Genomic DNA, 17,187 nt, shown 5'->3' with positions numbered 1-17,187 from the left:
CTCGTTGCACCCCGGGTGACCACTGAGTAGGTTCGAGGCCAGCCGCGGGCAGGACGCGGCCGATCCGTCCCGCCCGGGCTGCCAGGACCGGGCCGTGGGGCGCCCCCTCGCCGACGCGCTGTGACCAGGAGTGACCACGTGGCCCTTCCCCCGCTGACCCCGGAGCAACGCGCGGCCGCGTTGGAGAAGGCCGCCGGCGCGCGCCGGGAGCGGGCCGCGGTGAAGAACCGGCTCAAGTACTCCCAGGGGTCGCTCGGCGAGGTCATCACGCTCGGGCGCGAGAACGAGGTCATCGGCAAGATGAAGGTCTCGGCCCTGCTGGAGTCGATGCCCGGCGTCGGCCGGGTGCGCGCCCGGCAGATCATGGAGGAGATCGGCATCTCCGAGTCGCGTCGGGTGCGCGGGCTCGGGGCCAACCAGTCCGCCGCCCTCATCGCGCGCTTCGACACCCCCTCGTCGTGACCGGGCGGCTGACGGTCCTCGCCGGGCCGACGGCCGTGGGGAAGGGCACGGTGGCGGCGTACGTGCGCGCCCACGTGCCCTCGGTGTGGCTCTCGGTGTCGATGACCACCCGGCCCCCGCGCCCGGGGGAGGTCGACGGCGTGCACTACCACTTCGTCGACGACGAGGAGTTCGACCGGCTCGCGGCCGACGGGGAGTTCCTCGAGCACGCCGTGGTGCACGGGCGGGCCAAGTACGGCACGCCGCGCGGTCCGGTCGACCGCGCGCTCGCCGAGGGGCGGCTCGCCCTGCTCGAGATCGACCTCCAGGGCGCCCGCCAGGTCCGCACGACCATGCCCGAGGCGCTCTTCGTCTTCCTCCAGCCCCCGTCGTGGGACGAGCTGGTCCGCCGCCTCGTCGGCCGCGGCACGGAGACGCAGGAGGAGCGCGAGGTCCGCCTGGAGACCGCGCGGCGCGAGCTCGCCGCCGTGGAGGAGTTCGACGAGGTCGTCACCAACGACGACGTCCGGCGGGCGAGCGAACACCTCGTATCATTGATGCGGTCGCGCCAGCGGCCCGACTGACGCTGCCCGCCGCGGCCCCCCGCGTAGCCCGCGGACAGCACCCCGTACGACGACACGAATCGAGACTGCTCACATGGCTGGAACCGTCGCCAACCCGATCGGGATCACCAAGCCGCCGATCGACGACCTTCTCGAGATCGCCGACAGCAAGTACGCCCTGGTCATCTACGCCGCCAAGCGCGCGCGCCAGATCAACGCCTACTACGCCCAGCTGCAGGAGGGCCTGCTCGACTACGTCGGCCCGCTCGTCGAGACCGAGGTCTCCGAGAAGCCGCTGTCGATCTCGCTGCGCGAGATCAACGAGGGTCTGCTCTCCGCGGAGAAGACCGAGACCGAGGAGTAGGAGTGGGCCGCCGGGTCGTCCTCGGCGTCGGCGGCGGGATCGCCGCCTACAAGGTCGCCTCGCTGCTACGCCTGCTCACCGAGTCCGGGCACGACGTCACCGTCGTCCCGACCGACGCCGCGCTGCGCTTCGTCGGCGCCCCCACCTGGGAGGCCCTGTCGGGGCGGGCGGTGATGACGCACGTCTGGGACGACGTGCCGCAGGTCCCGCACGTGCGGATCGGCAAGGAGGCCGAGCTCGTCGTCGTCGCCCCCGCGACGGCCGACCTGCTCGCCCGCGCCGCCGCCGGCCTCGCCGACGACCTGCTGACGACGACCCTGCTCACCGCCCGCTGCCCGGTGCTCCTCGCCCCGGCCATGCACACCGAGATGTGGGAGCACCCGGCCACCCGGGCCAACGTCGCCACCCTGCGCTCGCGCGGGACGACGGTCCTCGACCCGGCCAGCGGCCGCCTCACCGGGTCCGACACCGGGCCCGGCCGGCTGCCCGAGCCGGAGGAGATCCTCGCCGCGGCGCTCGCGCTGCTGGCGGAGGCGGACGCGCCCGCCGGGCCGCTGGCTGGGCGGCACGTCGTCGTGACCTCCGGGGGGACGCGCGAGCCGCTGGACCCCGTGCGCTACCTCGGCAACCGCAGCTCGGGCAAGCAGGGGCACGCGCTGGCCCAGGTCGCCGCCGCGCGCGGCGCGCGGGTCACGCTCGTGACGACCGCGACCGGGCTGCCGGTGCCCGCCGGCGTCGACGTCGTCCCGGTCGAGACCGCGCTCGAGCTGCAGGACGCCGTGACCTCGGCCGCCGCGGGCGCCGACGCCGTCGTCATGGCCGCCGCCGTCGCCGACTTCCGCCCCGCCCACGTCGCGAGCGCCAAGATCAAGAAGACCCACGACGACACCGCCGCCGGCCCCGACGAGTCGGCCCCCGTCGTCGAGCTCGTCCGCAACCCCGACGTCCTCGCCGGGCTCGTCGCCGCGCGCGGCGCCGCCATCTCGCCCGTCGTCGTCGGGTTCGCCGCCGAGACCGGCGACGAGCACGGCTCGGTCCTCGACCACGCCCGGGCCAAGCTGGCCCGCAAGGGCTGCGACCTGCTCGTCGCCAACGAGGTCGGCGCCGGCGTGGCGTTCGGCACCGACGCGAACACCGTCCACCTGCTCTTCGGCGAGCGGGCGGGGCGCCGTACCCCCGCGGACCGGCAGGTCGGTCCCGCCCCCAAGACGGAGGTCGCGGCCGCCGTGTGGGACGCCGTCCAGGGCCTGCTCGAGGCCTGACTAGACTTTCCGGCGGCCTGCGCCGGTCCCACCGGCGCGCCGCCGTCGCCCACCACCAGGAGATGCCCGTGTCCCGCTTGTTCACGTCCGAGTCCGTCACCGAGGGCCACCCCGACAAGATCTGCGACCAGGTCAGCGACGCGATCCTCGACGCCATGCTCGAGCAGGACCCGCACAGCCGCGTGGCCGTCGAGACCATGGTGACGACCGGGCTCGTGCACGTCGCCGGCGAGGTCACGACGCAGGCCTACGTCGAGATCCCGCAGATCGTGCGCGACACCGTCCTGACGATCGGCTACGACTCCTCGACCAAGGGCTTCGACGGCGCCTCCTGCGGCGTCGAGGTCTCCATCGGCCAGCAGTCGCCCGACATCGCGCAGGGCGTGGACACGGCGTACGAGAACCGCACCGGCGGGGTCGACCCGCTCGACAAGCAGGGCGCGGGCGACCAGGGCCTGATGTTCGGCTACGCCTGCCAGGACACCGCCGACCTCATGCCGCTGCCGATCCACCTCGCGCACCGGCTCTCCGAGCGGCTCACCGCGGTGCGCAAGAGCGGCGACGTCGCCTACCTGCGCCCCGACGGCAAGACCCAGGTGACGATCTCCTACGACGGCGACAAGGCCGTCAAGCTCGACACCGTCGTCCTGTCGACGCAGCATGCCGAGGACGTCTCGCTCGAGGGGCTGCTGCAGCCCGACATCCTCGAGCACGTCATCCGCCCCGTCCTCGAGGAGCTCAAGGACTCCGGGTCGGACCTCGACACCTCGGACTACCGCACGCTGATCAACCCGACCGGCAAGTTCGTCATCGGCGGCCCGATGGGCGACGCCGGCCTCACCGGCCGCAAGATCATCGTCGACACCTACGGCGGCATGGCCCGCCACGGCGGCGGCGCCTTCTCCGGCAAGGACCCGAGCAAGGTCGACCGCTCGGCCGCGTACGCGATGCGCTGGGTCGCCAAGAACGTCGTCGCCGCCGGCCTCGCGACCCGCTGCGAGATCCAGGTCGCCTACGCCATCGGCGCGGCCAAGCCGGTCGGCCTCTACGTCGAGACCTTCGGCACCGAGTCCGCCCCGGTCGACAGGATCCAGGCCGCCATCGGCTCGGTCTTCGACCTGCGCCCCGGCGCCATCGTCGACCACCTCGACCTGCTCCGCCCGATCTACAAGCCCACCGCCGCCTACGGCCACTTCGGCCGCACCGCCGTCGAGGGCGTCGAGGGTGCCTTCCCGTGGGAGCGCACCGACAAGGTCGAGGCCCTCCAGGCCGCCCTCCGCGGCTGACGACCCGCCCGGACATTATCGGGTCGCCCGATAACGTCAGGCCCCGCCGGAGAACGGTTCTCCGGCGGGGCTCACGTTTATCGGGTCGCCCGATAATGTCCGGCTGGGGACGACCGACGTGGGGGGTCGGTGGGGCCTGACAGACTGGTGACGTGACCGACTCGGAGCCGTTGTTCGCGGCGCCGAGCGGGCCGCCGGTGGCGGGGGTGGTCGTCGACACGGGGCTGCCGCACCTGGACCGGGTGTTCGACTACGCCGTCCCGCCCGAGCTCGACGCGGACGCGCAGCCGGGGGTGCGGGTGCGGGTCCGCTTCGCCGGGCGCGACCTCGACGGGTACGTCGTCGAGCGCCGCCCGCGCTCCGGCCACGAGGGCCGGCTCCAGCCGCTGCGCAAGGTCGTCAGCGCCGAGCCCGTCCTCACCCCCGCGGTCCTCGCCAGCGCCCGGGCCGTCGCCGACGCCGGGGCGGGCACGCTCGGCGACGTCCTGCGGCTCGCCGTCCCCAAGCGGCACGCCACCGCCGAGAAGGCCCTCGCGGACGAGGCGACCCCGCCCGCTGTCGCGCCCCCCGATCCCGGCCCGTGGACCGCCTACCCCGCCGGGGCGTCCTACCTGCGCCACGTCGCCGACGGGGGCGCCCCCACCGCCGCGTGGACCGCGCTGCCGGGGCAGCCCGACGACCGCGACTGGCCCGCGGCGCTCGCCGTCGCCGCCGCCACCGCCCTCGCCGCCGGGCGCGGGGCCCTGCTCGTGGTCCCCGACCACCGCGACCTCGAACGCGTCGACGCCGCCCTCGCCGCGGCGCTCGGCAAGGGCGCGCACGTGCGGCTCAGCGCCGACCAGGGTCCGCAGGCGCGCTACACGGCCTGGCTCAAGGTGCTGCGCGGCCACGTGCGGTGCGTCGTCGGCACCCGCGCCGCCGCCTTCGCCCCGGTCCACGAGCTCGGTCTCGTCGCGGTCTGGGACGACGGGGACGACCTGCACGAGGAGCCGCGGGCGCCGTACCCGCATGTGCGCGACGTCCTACTCGAGCGGGCGACGCGCGAGGGGGCGGCCGCGCTCGTCGCAGGCTTCGCGCGCAGCGTCGCGGCCGAGCAGCTCGTCCGCGACGGGCGCCTCGTGCCGGTGGTCGCCCCACCCGCCGCCGTACGACGCTCCGCCCCGCGCGTCGTCGTCGCCGGCGACGACGTGGAGCTCGAGCGCGACGGCCCGGCCGCCCGCGCCCACCTGCCGTCGGTCGCGTGGCGCACCGCCAAGCAGGCACTCGAGCGCGGCCCGGTCCTCGTGCAGGTCCCGCGCCGCGGCTACCTGCCCTCGCTCGCGTGCGCCGAGTGCCGCGAGCCCGCGCGCTGCCCGCGCTGCCACGGGCCGATGGGGGTGCCCGCCGGCCGCGGCGTGCCCACCTGCCGCTGGTGCGGGACGACGTACGGCGCGTCCGGCTTCCGCTGCCCGCACTGCGACGCCACCGCGCTGCGGACCAGCGTCGTCGGCGCGCGGCGGACCGCGGAGGAGCTGGGCCGCGCCTTCCCCGGCGTGCCGGTGCGCACGTCCGGGTCGGGGGAGGTGCTCGCGCGGGTGGGCGCCGAGTCCGCCCTCGTCATCGCCACCCCGGGGGCCGAGCCGGTCGCCGAGGGCCGGTACGCCGCCGGGCTGCTGCTCGACGCGTGGGCGCTGCTCGACCGGCCGTCGCTCGAGGCGTCGGCGGAGGCGCTGCGGCGGTGGACCGGCGCGGGGGCGCTCGTGCGCGGCGTCGCCGACGGCGGGGTCCTCGTCCTCGCCGGCGCGCCCACGCACACGACGATCCCGGCCGTCGAGGCGCTCGTGCGCTGGGACCCGGCCTGGCTGGCGGGACGCGAGCTCGACGAGCGCGCCCAGCTGCAGCTGCCACCGACGGTGACGATGGCCCAGGTCGTCGGTCCCCGGCCGGCCGTGCTCGCCGCGCTCGACGACGACGCGCTGCCGGAGGGCCTCGAGCGGCTGGGGCCGCTGCCCTTCCGCGGCCGTGCGTCGGGGGTGGGGAGCCGGGGGAGCGGCCCGCGCGAGGACGCGGACGGGCCCGAGGTCGTCCAGGTCCTCCTGCGCACCCCCCGGGACGCGGCACCGGGACTGGCCCGGGGGCTGCACGCGGTCCGGGCCGGGCGCAGCGCCCGCAAGGAGCCGGACAGCGTGCTCGTGCGGATGTCGCCGACCGACGGGACCTGACGGGGCGCGTCGCTGGAACCCATCAATTGATGGATGTCAGCAGCACCTGAGCGGGGCGGGCTGCTGGAACCCATCAATTGATGGATGTCAGCAGCACCTCAGCGGGGCGCGTCGCTGGAACCCATCAATTGATGGATGTCAGCAGCACCTGAGCGGAGCGCGTCGCTGGAACCCATCAATTGATGGATGTCAGCAGCACCTGAGCGGGGCGGGCTGCTGGAACCCATCAATTGATGGATGTCAGCAACGCGGCTCATTCCTGCGGCGACACCCGCCCCCGCCCGGCCTTGGTCTGCCCGCGGGCCTTCTTGCCCGCCAGCCGGCGTCGCTGCGACCCCAGCGTCGGCCGGGTCGCCCGGCGGGTCGGTGGTGGGGGAGCGGCCGCCTCGCGCAGCAGCGCGGCGAGCCGTTCCCGGGCGGCGGCGCGGTTGCGGCGCTGCGAGCGGTGCTCCGAGGCCGCGATCTGCACCACCCCGCCGACGAGCCGGGGCGCGAGCCGGCTGAGCACCCGCCGTCGGGTCGCGTCCGGCAGCCCGGCCAACGCTCCCGAGGCCGCCGACGCCGCCGGGTCGAAGACGAGCTCGACCCGGCTGTCGGTCGTGTTGACACCCTGACCGCCGGGCCCGGACGACCGCGAGAAGCGCTCCACCAGCTCACCCGCGGGCACGATGAGGCCGCGGCTCAGCCCCGGCCCGGCCGGGACGACGAGATCGTCCACGCCTCCAGTCTATGGCCTACCCCCCAACAGGTGTTGGACAGATCGCCCCGCGCTCTGCCACACTCCCCAACGTGTCTTCGGGAGATGGTCGCGCACCGGTCGACCGGCTGCGCTCGGTCGCGCACCCGGTGCGCCTCGACATGCTGTCGCTGCTGACCGGAGCGAGCCTCAGCGCCGCCGAGGTGGCCCGCGAGCTGGGCCTCACGCACGCCAACGCGTCGTACCACCTGCGCCGGCTGCACGACGCCGGGCTGCTCGTCGTCGACGGAGAGGAGAAGGTCAACGGCGGTGTGGCCAAACGCTACCGGCACCCGTGGGACGCACCGGAGACGCCGTCGCCCCCGGGCCGTCCCGACTCCGAGAGCGCGCGCCTCGCCGAGGTGCGCACCCTGGCCGAGGCGGTGCCGCGCCGCTTCGCGCGGCGGCTCAAGGGGACCCCGAGCCGGCTGTCCGACCTCGAGACCTGGGTCGAGCCGCAGGTCTGGGAGCAGGTGAGCGAGCTGCTGCAGCAGGCCTCGCACCTCCTGCACGCGAGCGCCCGGCCCCCGCGCACCCCCGGCACGATCCGGGTCAGCGCGACGACGGCGGCCTTCCGGCTCAAGGAGGGTCGGTGAGGGGCAGCGAGGCGCTGGGCGCCCTCGGCGACCGCCGCTTCGCCTGGTACTTCACCGCCCGCACCGTCTCGACGGTCGGCTCGGCGATGGCCCCCGTCGGGCTCGCCTTCGCCGTCCTGCACCTCTTCGGCTCCGCGTCCGCGCTGGCCCAGGTGCTCGCCGCGCGCACCGCGGCCATGGTCGTCTTCCTCCTGATCGGCGGCGTCGTCTCCGACCGGATGTCGCGCCGGACCGTCCTGCAGGTCTCGCACGCCCTCACCGCGCTGACCCAGGGACTGGCCGCGGTCCTCGTCATCGGGGGTCACGCGCACCTGTGGATGCTCACCGGGATCGAGGCGGTCAACGGCGCCGTCTCCGCCTTCACGATGCCGGCGATGATGGGCATCGTCCCGCTCGTCGTCGACCGGTCCCGCCTGCAGCAGGCCAACGCGCTGCTGTCCTTCTCGCGCAGCGGCGTCACCGTCGTCGGGCCGTCCGTCGCCGGCCTGCTCGTCGTCGCCGTCGGCCCCGGATGGGCGCTCGCCGTCGACGCCGTCACCTACCTGCTCGCCATCGCCTGCCTGGCCCGGGTCTCGATCCCCGGCCGGGTCCGCGACCCCGACGCGCCCCGCACCGGCATGGTCCACGACCTGCGCGAGGGCTGGCACGAGTTCACCGCCCGCACCTGGTTGTGGGTCGTCGTCCTCGCCTTCGGGCTGCTCAACGTCATCCAGGGCGGCGTCCTCGGCGTGCTCGGTCCCCTCGTCGCGACCCGTGTGCCCGCCCTCGGCCCCGGCGGCTGGTCCCTCGCCCTGTCCGCCGAGGCGCTCGGCACCGTCCTGATGACCCTCGTCATGCTCCGGCTCGTCTTCCGCCGCCCGCTGCGCGCCGGGATGCTCGGGATCGCCCTCGTCGCCCTGCCCGTCGCGGCGCTCGGCGTGCAGCCGACGACCGTGCCGCTCGTCGTCGCGATGCTCCTCGCCGGCGCGGGGATCGAGGTCTTCGGCGTCGCCTGGACGACCGCGTTGCAGGTGCACGTCCCCGACGCGGTGCTCGCCCGCGTGGCCAGCTACGACGCCCTCGGCTCGCTCGTCGCGCTCCCCGTCGGGACGATCGCGTACGGCGTCCTCGCCGACCGGTTCGCGCTCGAGCCCGTCCTGCTCGTCAGCGCCGGCCTGTACGTCGTGCTCTGCGGCCTCACGCTCGCCAGCCGGTCGGTCCGCGACCTGCCCCACGGGGCGCCGCAGGACGCCGACGAGCGACCTCGCGCGCCCGCCTAGACTGCCGGGGTGTCCGTGACCGACATCCGCCTCTTCGGTGACCCCGTGCTGCGCACCCCCGCGGCCCCGGTCACCGACTTCGACCGCGAGCTGCGGCGGCTCGTCGCCGACCTCACCGACACGATGCTGGCCGCCCCCGGTCGCGGTCTCGCCGCGCCCCAGATCGGCGTCGGGCTGCGCGTCTTCACGTGGTGGGTCGACGACGAGGTGGGCCACCTCGTCAACCCGACCCTGGTCCTGTCCGACGAGACCCAGCTCGGGCCCGAGGGATGCCTCTCGATCCCCGACCTCACCTTCGACTGCCGTCGCGCCCTGCGCGTCGTCGCCACCGGGTTCGACCAGTACGGCGAGCCGCTGCGCGTCGAGGGCAGCGACGTCCTCGCCCGCGCCCTCCAGCACGAGAACGACCACCTCGACGGGGTGCTCTTCGTCGACCGTCTCGACCCCGAGCAGCGCCGCGCCGCGATGAAGGCGATCCGCGAGACCGACTGGGGCGCGGCCGGGGCGCCGGCGGTCAAGGCGAGCCCGCACTCCGGCGGCCTCGCCGGCAGCGTCTTCGGGAGGCGCTGACCCGTGCGCCTCGTCTTCGCGGGGACCCCGGAGGTCGCCGTCCCCTCGCTCGACGCGCTCGTCGCGTCCTCCCACGAGGTGGTCGGGGTGGTCACCCGGCCCGACGCGCCCGCTGGTCGCGGCCGCACCCTCGTCGCCTCACCGGTCCGCCGCCGCGCCGAGGAGCTCGGCCTGCCCGTCCTCACCCCGCGTCGCCCGAGCGAGCCGGACTTCCAGGAGGCGCTGCGCGCGCTCGCCCCGGACGTCTGCCCCGTCGTCGCCTACGGCGCCCTCGTGCCCCGCTCTGCGCTCGACATCCCGCGGCTCGGCTGGGTCAACCTCCACTTCTCGCTGCTGCCCGCGTGGCGTGGCGCGGCCCCGGTGCAGCACGCCGTCATGGCCGGCGACGAGGTGACGGGTGCGACGACGTTCCTGCTCGAGGAGGGCCTCGACACCGGTCCGGTGCTCGGGATGATGACCGAGCAGGTCCATTCCCGCGACACGAGCGGCGACCTGCTGGACCGGCTCGCCACCGCGGGGGCCGGCCTGCTCGTCGCGTCGCTGGACGGGCTGGGGAGCGGCGACATCGTCCCGCGCGAGCAGCCGGGCGAGGGCGTGTCGCTCGCCCCCAAGATCACCGTCGAGGACGCCCGGATCGACTGGGGCGTCCCGGGGTTCGTCGTCGACCGACGGGTCCGGGGCTGCACGCCCGCCCCGGGCGCGTGGACGACGTTCCGCGACGCCCGCCTCGGGCTCGACCCGGTCACGCCGCTCACCGACGCCGACCCGCTCGCGCCCGGTGAGCTGCGGGTCACCAAGCGCGAGGTCCTCGTCGGCACGGCGACCGGGCCCGTCCGCCTCGGCACCGTCCGCCCGGTCGGGAAGAAGCCGATGCCGGCGCCGGACTGGGCCCGCGGCGTGCGGATCGAGCCGGGGGAGCGCGTCGGTGCCTGACGACCGGCGTCCCCGTCGCCCCGGCCGGACCCCCCAGCGCTCGCTGCAGCGGCCCGCCGAACGGACCCGCCGCGCCGACCCGGCGCGGCTGGCGGCGTACACCGTCCTGCGCGCCGTCGCCGACGGCGCCTACGCCAACCTCGAGCTGCCGACCGTGCTGCGGGAGCGGGGGATCGGCGGTCGCGACGCCGCCTTCGCCACCGAGCTCGCCTACGGCACCACCCGGATGCACGGCCTGTACGACGCCGTCGTCGAGGCCGCCGCCGCGCGGCCCGTCGCCGACATCGACCCACCCGTCCTCGACACGCTGCGGCTCGGCGCCCACCAGCTGCTGGGGATGCGGGTGCCCGAGCACGCCGCCGTCGCCGAGACCGTCGGCCTCGCGCGGCAGGTCAACGGCGCCGGGGCCGCCGGCTTCGTCAACGCCGTCCTGCGACGTGTCAGCGAGGCCGACCGCGAGACCTGGGTGGCCCGCGTCGCCCCGGAGTCGCTCGACCCGACGCAGCGGCGGGCCGTCGCGACGAGCCACCCGGCGTGGGTCGTCAAGGCGCTGCGCGCGGCCCTGCTCGGGCACGGTGCCGCGACCGCCGACGACGTCGACGAGCAGCTCGACGCGCTGCTCGCCGGCGACAACACCCCCGCCCTCGTCTCCCTCGTCGCGCGACCGGGGCTCGTCGACCCGGCGCAGCTGCTCGAGGTGCTCGGCGACGCCGGGCGTCCCGGCGACCTCGCCCGCACCGCCGTCACCCTCCTCGAGGGGGACCCGGGCCGGCTGGCCGCCGTCCGCGAGGGCCGGGCCGCCGTCCAGGACGAGGGCTCGCAGCTGCTCGCGCTGGCCCTCGCCGCCGCTCCGGTCGACGGCGACCGGGGCGACGGCGACCGGGCCGACGGCGACCGGACCGACGAGCGCTGGCTCGACCTGTGCGCCGGACCGGGCGGCAAGGCGGGCCTGCTGGCCGCCCTGGCCCTGGAGCGGGGTGCCGACCTCGTCGCCAACGAGGTGGCTCCGCACCGCGCCGACCTCGTCCGGGCCACGCTGGCCCCCGCGACCCACCGCGCCCGTGCGGCCGGCCGGGCCGGCCAGGTGAGCGTGCGGGTCGGCGACGGCCGCGACGTCGGCCGCGACGAGCCGGCGTCGTACGACCGCGTCCTCGTCGACGCCCCCTGCACCGGCCTCGGTGCCCTGCGCCGCCGGCCCGAGGCGCGCTGGCGGCGGCAGCCGTCCGACGTCCCGGCGCTCGCGTCCCTGCAGCGGGAGCTGCTCGCCTCCGCGATCGACGCGACCCGCCCCGGTGGCGTCGTGGCCTACGCCACGTGCAGCCCGCACCTCGGCGAGACCCGGTTCGTCGTCGACGACGTGACCCGGCGCCGCGACGACGTCGAGCTGCTCGACGCGAGGCCGCTGCTGACCGACCGCGACGGCCGCGCCCTCGACGGCACGGGCGACGGGCCGACGGCCCAGCTGTGGCCCCACCGGCACGGCACCGACGGGATGTTCCTCGCGCTGCTGCGCCGTACCGGAGCCTGAGGCGCGCCAGTAGCATCGGCGGTCGTGCCCGACGACGCACCCGCACTGGACGTGTCCCCCCGCCCGACCGTCGACGTCGCGCGCGGCGTCGAGCTCGCCCGCGAGCTGTACGGCGTCGCCGGCCCCGCCAGGGAGCTCGGCAGCCAGCAGGACCGCAACGTCCTGCTCGAACCGCCCGGGGAGCGCCGCGTCGTGCTCAAGGTGGCCAACCGGGGCTGGGGCCGCGCCGCGCTCGAGGCCCAGAACGCCGCCCTGCTCCACCTCGCCGAGCGCGCCCCCGACCTCATCGCGCCCGTGCCCCTCCCGGCGGGCGACGGCGCCCTGCTGCACGAGGTCGTCGACGGCGAGGACACCGTCACCGTGCGGCTGCTCACCTTCGTCGAGGGCACCCCGCTCACCGGGGCGGGGTACCTCGCCCCCGCCGTCGTCGCCGACCTCGGCGCGCTCGGCGCCCGGCTCACCACGGCGCTCGCCGGGCTCGACCACCCCGGTCTCGACCGCCCGATCCAGTGGGACCAGCGCCGGGCCGCCGACGTCGTGGCCCGGCTGGCCGGGTCGGTGCGCGACCCCCACCGCCGCGCCGTCGTGCAGGAGGCGGCGCGGACGGCCGCCGCCCGGCTCGACCCGCTCGCCCCCGCGCTGCGCGTCGGCCCGGTCCACGGCGACCTCACCGACGACAACGTCGTCGGCGACCCCGACGAGGCCGGGCGGGTGCGCCCCACCGGGGTCATCGACTTCGGCGACCTCGCCCTCGGCTGGCTCGCGGGCGACCTCGCCGTCACCTGCACCTCGGTGCTGCGCCGGCCCGCGCACCACCCCCTCGACGTCCTGCCGGCCGTCCGCGCGTACGACGCCCTGCTCCCGCTGCGCGACGAGGAGCTCGCGGCGCTGTGGCCGCTCGTCGTCCTGCGCGGCGCCGTCCTCGTCGCCGCCGGCGAGCACCAGCTCGCCCTCGACCCCGACAACCCCGACCTCGCCGAGCCGATGGAGGGGGAGTGGCACGTCCTCACCTCCGCCCTCTCGCTCGACCCCGACGCGGCCGAGGCGGCCCTGCGCGCCGCGCTCGGACGGCCCCCCGCGCCGGCGTACGACGCCGCCCGGGCGGCCGCCGCCGCGGCCGCGCCGCTCGTCCCGGGGACGACCCCGGTCGTGCTCGACCTGTCGGTGACGAGCGAGCACCTGCACGGCGGGCGGTTCCTCGAGCCGGGCGTGGAGGAGGAGCTGCTGCGCGCCGCCGCCGGGTCGGGAGCCGCCGTCACCCGGTGGGGCGAGGCCCGGCTGACCCGCACCGTGCTCGACACCACGCTGGCGCCCGCCGCCGTCGCCCTCGTCGTCGACCTGCTCCTGCCCCAGGGGACCCCGCTCACCGCCCCGGTCGGCGGGTCGCTCACCGCCGACGAGGACGGGGTGCGGCTGACCCACGCCAGCGGGCTCGTGCTGCACCTGGGTGGCGACCTCACCGGGGTGCGCCCCGGTGGGATCGAGGCGGGCGCACCCCTCGCCCGCGCGGGCGCAGGCCCGGTCCGCGTGCAGTGGTGCGTCGTTCCCGGACGCCGGCCCCCCGGCTTCGCGACCGGTCGGGAGGCCCCGGCCTGGCGGACCCTGTGCCCGGACCCGTCGGCGCTGCTCGGGACCGACGTCGTCGCCGTCGACGACGACCCCGGCGAGCTGCTGGGACGTCGCCGCTCGGCGCTCGCGCCGATGCAGGAGAGCTACTACGACGAGCCGATGCGGATCGAGCGCGGCTGGCGCCACCACCTCGTCGACGTCGACGGCCGCGCCTACGTCGACGCGGTCAACAACGTCGCGTCGATCGGCCACGGGCACCCGCGCCTCGCCGACGCCGTCGAGCGGCAGCTGCGCACCCTCAACACCAACTCGCGCTTCCACTACCGCGCCCTCGTCGAGCTGTCCGAGCGGCTGGCCGCGCTCGCCCCCGACCCGCTCGACCAGGTGTTCCTCGTCAACAGCGGCTCCGAGGCCGTCGACCTCGCCCTGCGGATGGCGCAGACCGTCACCGGCCGTCCGGACGTCGTCGCCGTCCTCGAGGCCTACCACGGCTGGACGGCGCTCTCCGACGCCGTGTCGACGTCGCTCTACGACAACCCGGCCGCGCTCGGCACCCGCCCGGACTGGGTGCACCTCGCGTCGGCGCCCAACCCCTACCGGGGCCGGCACCGCGGCCCGGGGGCCGGGGCGGCGTACGGGCAGGAGGTCCGCGACCTCGTCGAGGGGCTCGTCGCGGACGGGCGTCCGCCGGCCGCGTTCGTCTGCGAACCGTTGCTCGGCAACGCCGGTGGGGTGCTGCTTCCCGACGGCTACCTCGCGGCGGCGTACGACGCCGTGCGGGCGGCGGGCGGCCTGGCGGTCGCCGACGAGGTGCAGGTCGGCTACGGCCGCACCGGTCGGTGGTGGTGGGCGTTCGAGCGCTCCGGCGTCGTCCCGGACGTCATCACCGTGGCCAAGCCGATGGGCGCGGGGCACCCGCTCGGCGCCGTCATCACCACCCGCGCGGTCGCGGAGGCGTTCGGCGCCGCCGGCTCGTTCTTCTCCTCGGCCGGCGGTAGCCCCGTCTCGTGCGTCACCGGTCTGACCGTCCTCGACGTCATCGAGGACGAGGGGCTGCAGGCGAACGCGGCCGCGGTCGGCGACCACCTGCTCGCCGGCCTGGCGGGGCTCGCCGACCGCCACCGCATCGTCGGCGCCGTCCACGGCGCCGGCCTCTACCTCGGCGTCGAGCTGGTGCGCGACCGGGTCACCCTCGAGCCGGCGACCGCGGAGTGCGCGGCGATCTGCGAGCGGCTGCGCGAGCTCGGCGTCGTCGTCCAGCCGGCGGGGGAGCGGGCCAACGTGCTCAAGCTCAAGCCGCCGATGACCCTGACCAGGGGGAGCGCCGACGTGGTCCTCGGCGCGCTCGACACGGTGCTGCGCGACGGTTGGTGACGGAAGGCGCGTGACCCGCGGCGGCGGCCCTCGTTGAGCAGGGCGGCCGACCCGGCCGACGGACCACCCATCCGCCCGGCCGGCGGCGCCGAACCCCTGCGTACGTCCCTGACGCAACGACGCGAAAGGTCCACCTGCCGTGACCCTCACCCACGACGACCGGGCGCACGACGCTGCTCCCGCCACCCCTCCCCGCCCGGCGGGCCCCAGCCGCCGCCGCTTCCTCGGCTACCTGCTCGCCGGCACGACGCTCGCCGTCGGGGTCGACCTCGGCCGGGGTGCGAGCCCCGCCGCGGCGGCCGTCCCGAGCCCGCCCCAGGTGCCCGAGCTCTACGACCTCGAGGACCTCGAGACCCACTCGGCGCTCCCGACGTCGGCCCTCATCTCGATCACCGTCGACACCGCCGGCCGGGCGCACTTCGCGATGCCGCGCATGGAGGTCGGCCAGGGCATCACCACCGCCGCCGCGATGATCATCGCCGAGGAGCTGGGGGTCGCCGTCTCCGCCGTCGACGTCACCCTCGCGCCGGCCCGCCCCGAGCTGGTCTTCAACCAGCTGACCGGCGGCTCGAACACGATGAACTCGATGTTCACCCCGATCCGGGTCGCGGCCGCCATCGCCCGCGGTGCCTTGCTGCGCGCCGCCGCGATCGAGCTCGGCGCGGCGGTCTCGTCCCTCGTGGCCAAGGACGGTGTCGTCACCGCGCCGGGCGGCCGCACGGCGACGTACGGCGCCCTGTCCGTCAAGGCCGCGAGCGCGACCACCACGTCGGTGTCCGTCGTCCTCAAGGACCGCTCCACCTTCACCGTCGTCGGCCGCCCGCAGAACCGCGTCGACGCGATGGACATCGTCACGGGGCGCAAGCACTTCACGACGGACCTGTCGGTGCCGGACGCGCTGCCGACCATGGTGTGCCGGCCGCCGACGCTCAACGGGTCGCCCCGCCGGATCCGCAACCTGGCCAAGGTCAGGGCCATGCCGGGCGTCACCGACGTCGTCATGGTCGACACCGGGGTCGCCGTCCGCGCCGCGACGTTCGGGCAGTGCATCGAGGCGGTCCGGGCGCTGCGGTGCGACTGGAACCCCGGCACGGTCGAGGGGCAGTCCGACGACACGGTCCTGGCCACCCTGAAGAAGGCGGAGCTGCCGATGGCGGTGCCGTCGGTGCCGGTGCTGGCCAAGCAGCTCGACCTGCGCTTCGAGTTCATGTTCCGCAGCAGCGCGGCGCTCGAGCCCAACTGTGCGATCGCCGACGTCCGCTCGGACCGCGCGACGGTCTGGGCGGGGCTGAAGGCGCCGATCGTCGCCCAGGCCAAGATCGCCGACGCCCTCGGGCTGCCGCAGACCGCCGTCACGGTCAACGTCGTCACGGGCGGAGGGTCGTTCGGGCACAAGCTGTTCGGCGACGGCGCCCTCGAGGCGGCGAAGATCTCCAAGGCCATGGGCAAGCCGGTCAAGCTCATGTGGCACCGCTGCGACGAGCCCCGGGAGGGCCGCACGCACCCGATGGCCACCTCGCGGATCCGCGCCACCGTCCTCGCCGGCCAGGTGCTGACCTTCGAGCAACGGCACACGAGCGTCAAGACCGACTTCGGGCACGGGCTGGGGGAGCGGCTGACGGCGATGGCCGCCGAGCTGCCGGCGAACCTCGGTGGGCTGTCGCTCTCGCAGAGCATCTTCACCCTCACGCAGGAGCTGCCCTACAACTTCGGCGTCGTGACCCAGCTGCTCAACGAGGTCGACCTGCCGTTCAACACCGGCAGCATGCGCAACATCTACTCGCCCGACGTCGCCGCGGCGAACGAGCTCGTCGTCGACCAGCTGGCCAAGCTGACCGGGCAGGACCCGCTGGCCTTCCGGCTCGCCTTCCTCAAGGACGCCCGCACCCGGGCCGTCCTGCAGAAGGTCGCCCAGGTCGGCGGGTGGGGCCGAAGGATGCCGGCCGGCACCGCGCAGGGCATCGCGATCCACAAGGAGTACAAGGGCTGCACGGCCGTCCTCGTCGAGATCGACTGCCGACCGGCGACGGTGGGCCGGCCGATCCGCGACGGCGTCACGGGTCCGCGGGTGACCAAGGCGGTCATCGCCGTCGACGCGGGCCTCGTCGTCAACCCGACCGGGCTCGAGGCGCAGATGATGGGCGGGGTCAACGACGGCATCGCGCTCGTGCTGACCAGCAGCAACCACCTGCAGGACGGACACTTCCTCGAGGGCAGCTGGGACAACTACTTCTACACGCGGCAGTGGAACACCCCGCTCGACTTCCAGTGCATCGTCATGCCGAGCAACGGCGACGTCCCCGGCGGGGCGGGGGAGGCCGGCGTCCCGGCCACCGTCGCGGCCACGGCCTGCGCCTACGCGCGCGCCACCGGCACCGTCCCCACTCGCTTCCCGGTCAACCACGGCACGCTCTCGTTCACCCCGAAGACGTTCGTGCCCCCCGTGCCGCCGGCGCCGACCGACGGCCTCTCCTACACCTACTGACCACCGCCTGAAGGAGCCGA

General features: G+C 75.7%; 14 protein-coding genes. 13 read left to right on the top strand and 1 reads right to left on the bottom strand.

Annotated elements, in window-relative coordinates; translation table 11 throughout:
- Positions 1-138 precede the first annotated feature (138 nt).
- From mihF to FB458_RS20215, 6 genes are all read left to right on the top strand, one after another.
- Positions 139-462: an integration host factor, actinobacterial type gene (mihF, locus tag FB458_RS20240; protein ID WP_141850076.1), complete on the top strand. Its 324-nt coding sequence runs from the start codon at positions 139-141 to the stop codon at positions 460-462.
- Positions 459-1,025 (top strand): guanylate kinase, encoded by a 567-nt coding sequence (gmk, locus tag FB458_RS20235; RefSeq protein ID WP_141850075.1) that lies wholly within the window; start codon positions 459-461, stop codon positions 1,023-1,025. The genes mihF and gmk overlap by 4 nt, the downstream gene beginning before the upstream one ends.
- Positions 1,026-1,098: 73 nt before the next feature.
- Positions 1,099-1,368 (top strand): DNA-directed RNA polymerase subunit omega, encoded by a 270-nt coding sequence (gene rpoZ / locus FB458_RS20230; protein ID WP_141850074.1) that lies wholly within the window; start codon positions 1,099-1,101, stop codon positions 1,366-1,368.
- A 2-nt stretch (positions 1,369-1,370) separates the two neighbouring features.
- Positions 1,371-2,630 carry a bifunctional phosphopantothenoylcysteine decarboxylase/phosphopantothenate--cysteine ligase CoaBC gene (gene coaBC / locus FB458_RS20225; RefSeq protein ID WP_141850073.1) on the top strand — a complete coding sequence of 420 codons (1,260 nt, stop codon included), beginning with the start codon at positions 1,371-1,373 and terminating at the stop codon, positions 2,628-2,630.
- A gap of 68 nt (positions 2,631-2,698) precedes the next feature.
- Entirely contained in the window at positions 2,699-3,916 is a 1,218-nt protein-coding gene (gene metK / locus FB458_RS20220) for a methionine adenosyltransferase (RefSeq protein ID WP_246061419.1), read from the top strand.
- A gap of 152 nt (positions 3,917-4,068) precedes the next feature.
- Positions 4,069-6,117: a primosomal protein N' gene (locus tag FB458_RS20215; RefSeq protein ID WP_170185770.1), complete on the top strand. Its 2,049-nt coding sequence runs from the start codon at positions 4,069-4,071 to the stop codon at positions 6,115-6,117.
- A gap of 253 nt (positions 6,118-6,370) precedes the next feature.
- Here FB458_RS20215 and arfB read toward each other — a convergent pair whose 3' ends face one another.
- Positions 6,371-6,835 (bottom strand): alternative ribosome rescue aminoacyl-tRNA hydrolase ArfB, encoded by a 465-nt coding sequence (gene arfB / locus FB458_RS20210; protein WP_141850071.1) that lies wholly within the window; start codon positions 6,833-6,835, stop codon positions 6,371-6,373.
- 71 nt (positions 6,836-6,906) lie between these two features.
- On the opposite strand from arfB, the gene FB458_RS20205 reads away from it, so the two are divergent.
- From FB458_RS20205 to FB458_RS20175, 7 genes are all read left to right on the top strand, one after another.
- Entirely contained in the window at positions 6,907-7,449 is a 543-nt protein-coding gene (locus tag FB458_RS20205; RefSeq protein WP_211356113.1) for an ArsR/SmtB family transcription factor, read from the top strand.
- Positions 7,446-8,708 (top strand): MFS transporter, encoded by a 1,263-nt coding sequence (locus tag FB458_RS20200; RefSeq protein WP_141850069.1) that lies wholly within the window; start codon positions 7,446-7,448, stop codon positions 8,706-8,708. The genes FB458_RS20205 and FB458_RS20200 overlap by 4 nt, the downstream gene beginning before the upstream one ends.
- A gap of 9 nt (positions 8,709-8,717) precedes the next feature.
- On the top strand, positions 8,718-9,278 hold the full coding sequence (def, locus tag FB458_RS20195) for a peptide deformylase (RefSeq protein WP_141850068.1): 561 nt from the start codon (positions 8,718-8,720) through the stop codon (positions 9,276-9,278).
- 3 nt (positions 9,279-9,281) lie between these two features.
- Positions 9,282-10,211, top strand: a complete 930-nt coding sequence (gene fmt / locus FB458_RS20190; protein ID WP_141850067.1) for a methionyl-tRNA formyltransferase — start codon at positions 9,282-9,284, stop codon at positions 10,209-10,211.
- On the top strand, positions 10,204-11,739 hold the full coding sequence (locus FB458_RS20185) for an RsmB/NOP family class I SAM-dependent RNA methyltransferase (protein WP_246061418.1): 1,536 nt from the start codon (positions 10,204-10,206) through the stop codon (positions 11,737-11,739). The genes fmt and FB458_RS20185 overlap by 8 nt, the downstream gene beginning before the upstream one ends.
- 24 nt (positions 11,740-11,763) lie before the next feature.
- Positions 11,764-14,682, top strand: coding sequence for an aminotransferase (locus FB458_RS20180; protein ID WP_141850066.1), 2,919 nt, complete (start codon positions 11,764-11,766; stop codon positions 14,680-14,682).
- Positions 14,683-14,821: 139 nt separating this feature from the next.
- The gene (locus FB458_RS20175; RefSeq protein ID WP_141850065.1) at positions 14,822-17,167 is read left to right on the top strand and encodes a molybdopterin cofactor-binding domain-containing protein; all 2,346 of its coding nucleotides are present in this window, start codon (positions 14,822-14,824) and stop codon (positions 17,165-17,167) included.
- Positions 17,168-17,187: the final 20 nt, after the last annotated feature.

The sequence above is a fragment of the Lapillicoccus jejuensis genome (assembly GCF_006715055.1).
Classification (GTDB): domain Bacteria; phylum Actinomycetota; class Actinomycetes; order Actinomycetales; family Dermatophilaceae; genus Lapillicoccus; species Lapillicoccus jejuensis.
Note: the sequence above shows the minus strand (reverse complement) of the source record. Positions and strands in the feature narration are given on the sequence as shown.

What these genes read in the sequence shown, in the direction of transcription:
- rpoZ (WP_141850074.1), top strand. Translation starts at nt 1,099, where the DNA reads ATGGCTGGAACCGTCGCCAACCCGATCGGGATCACCAAGCCGCCGATC.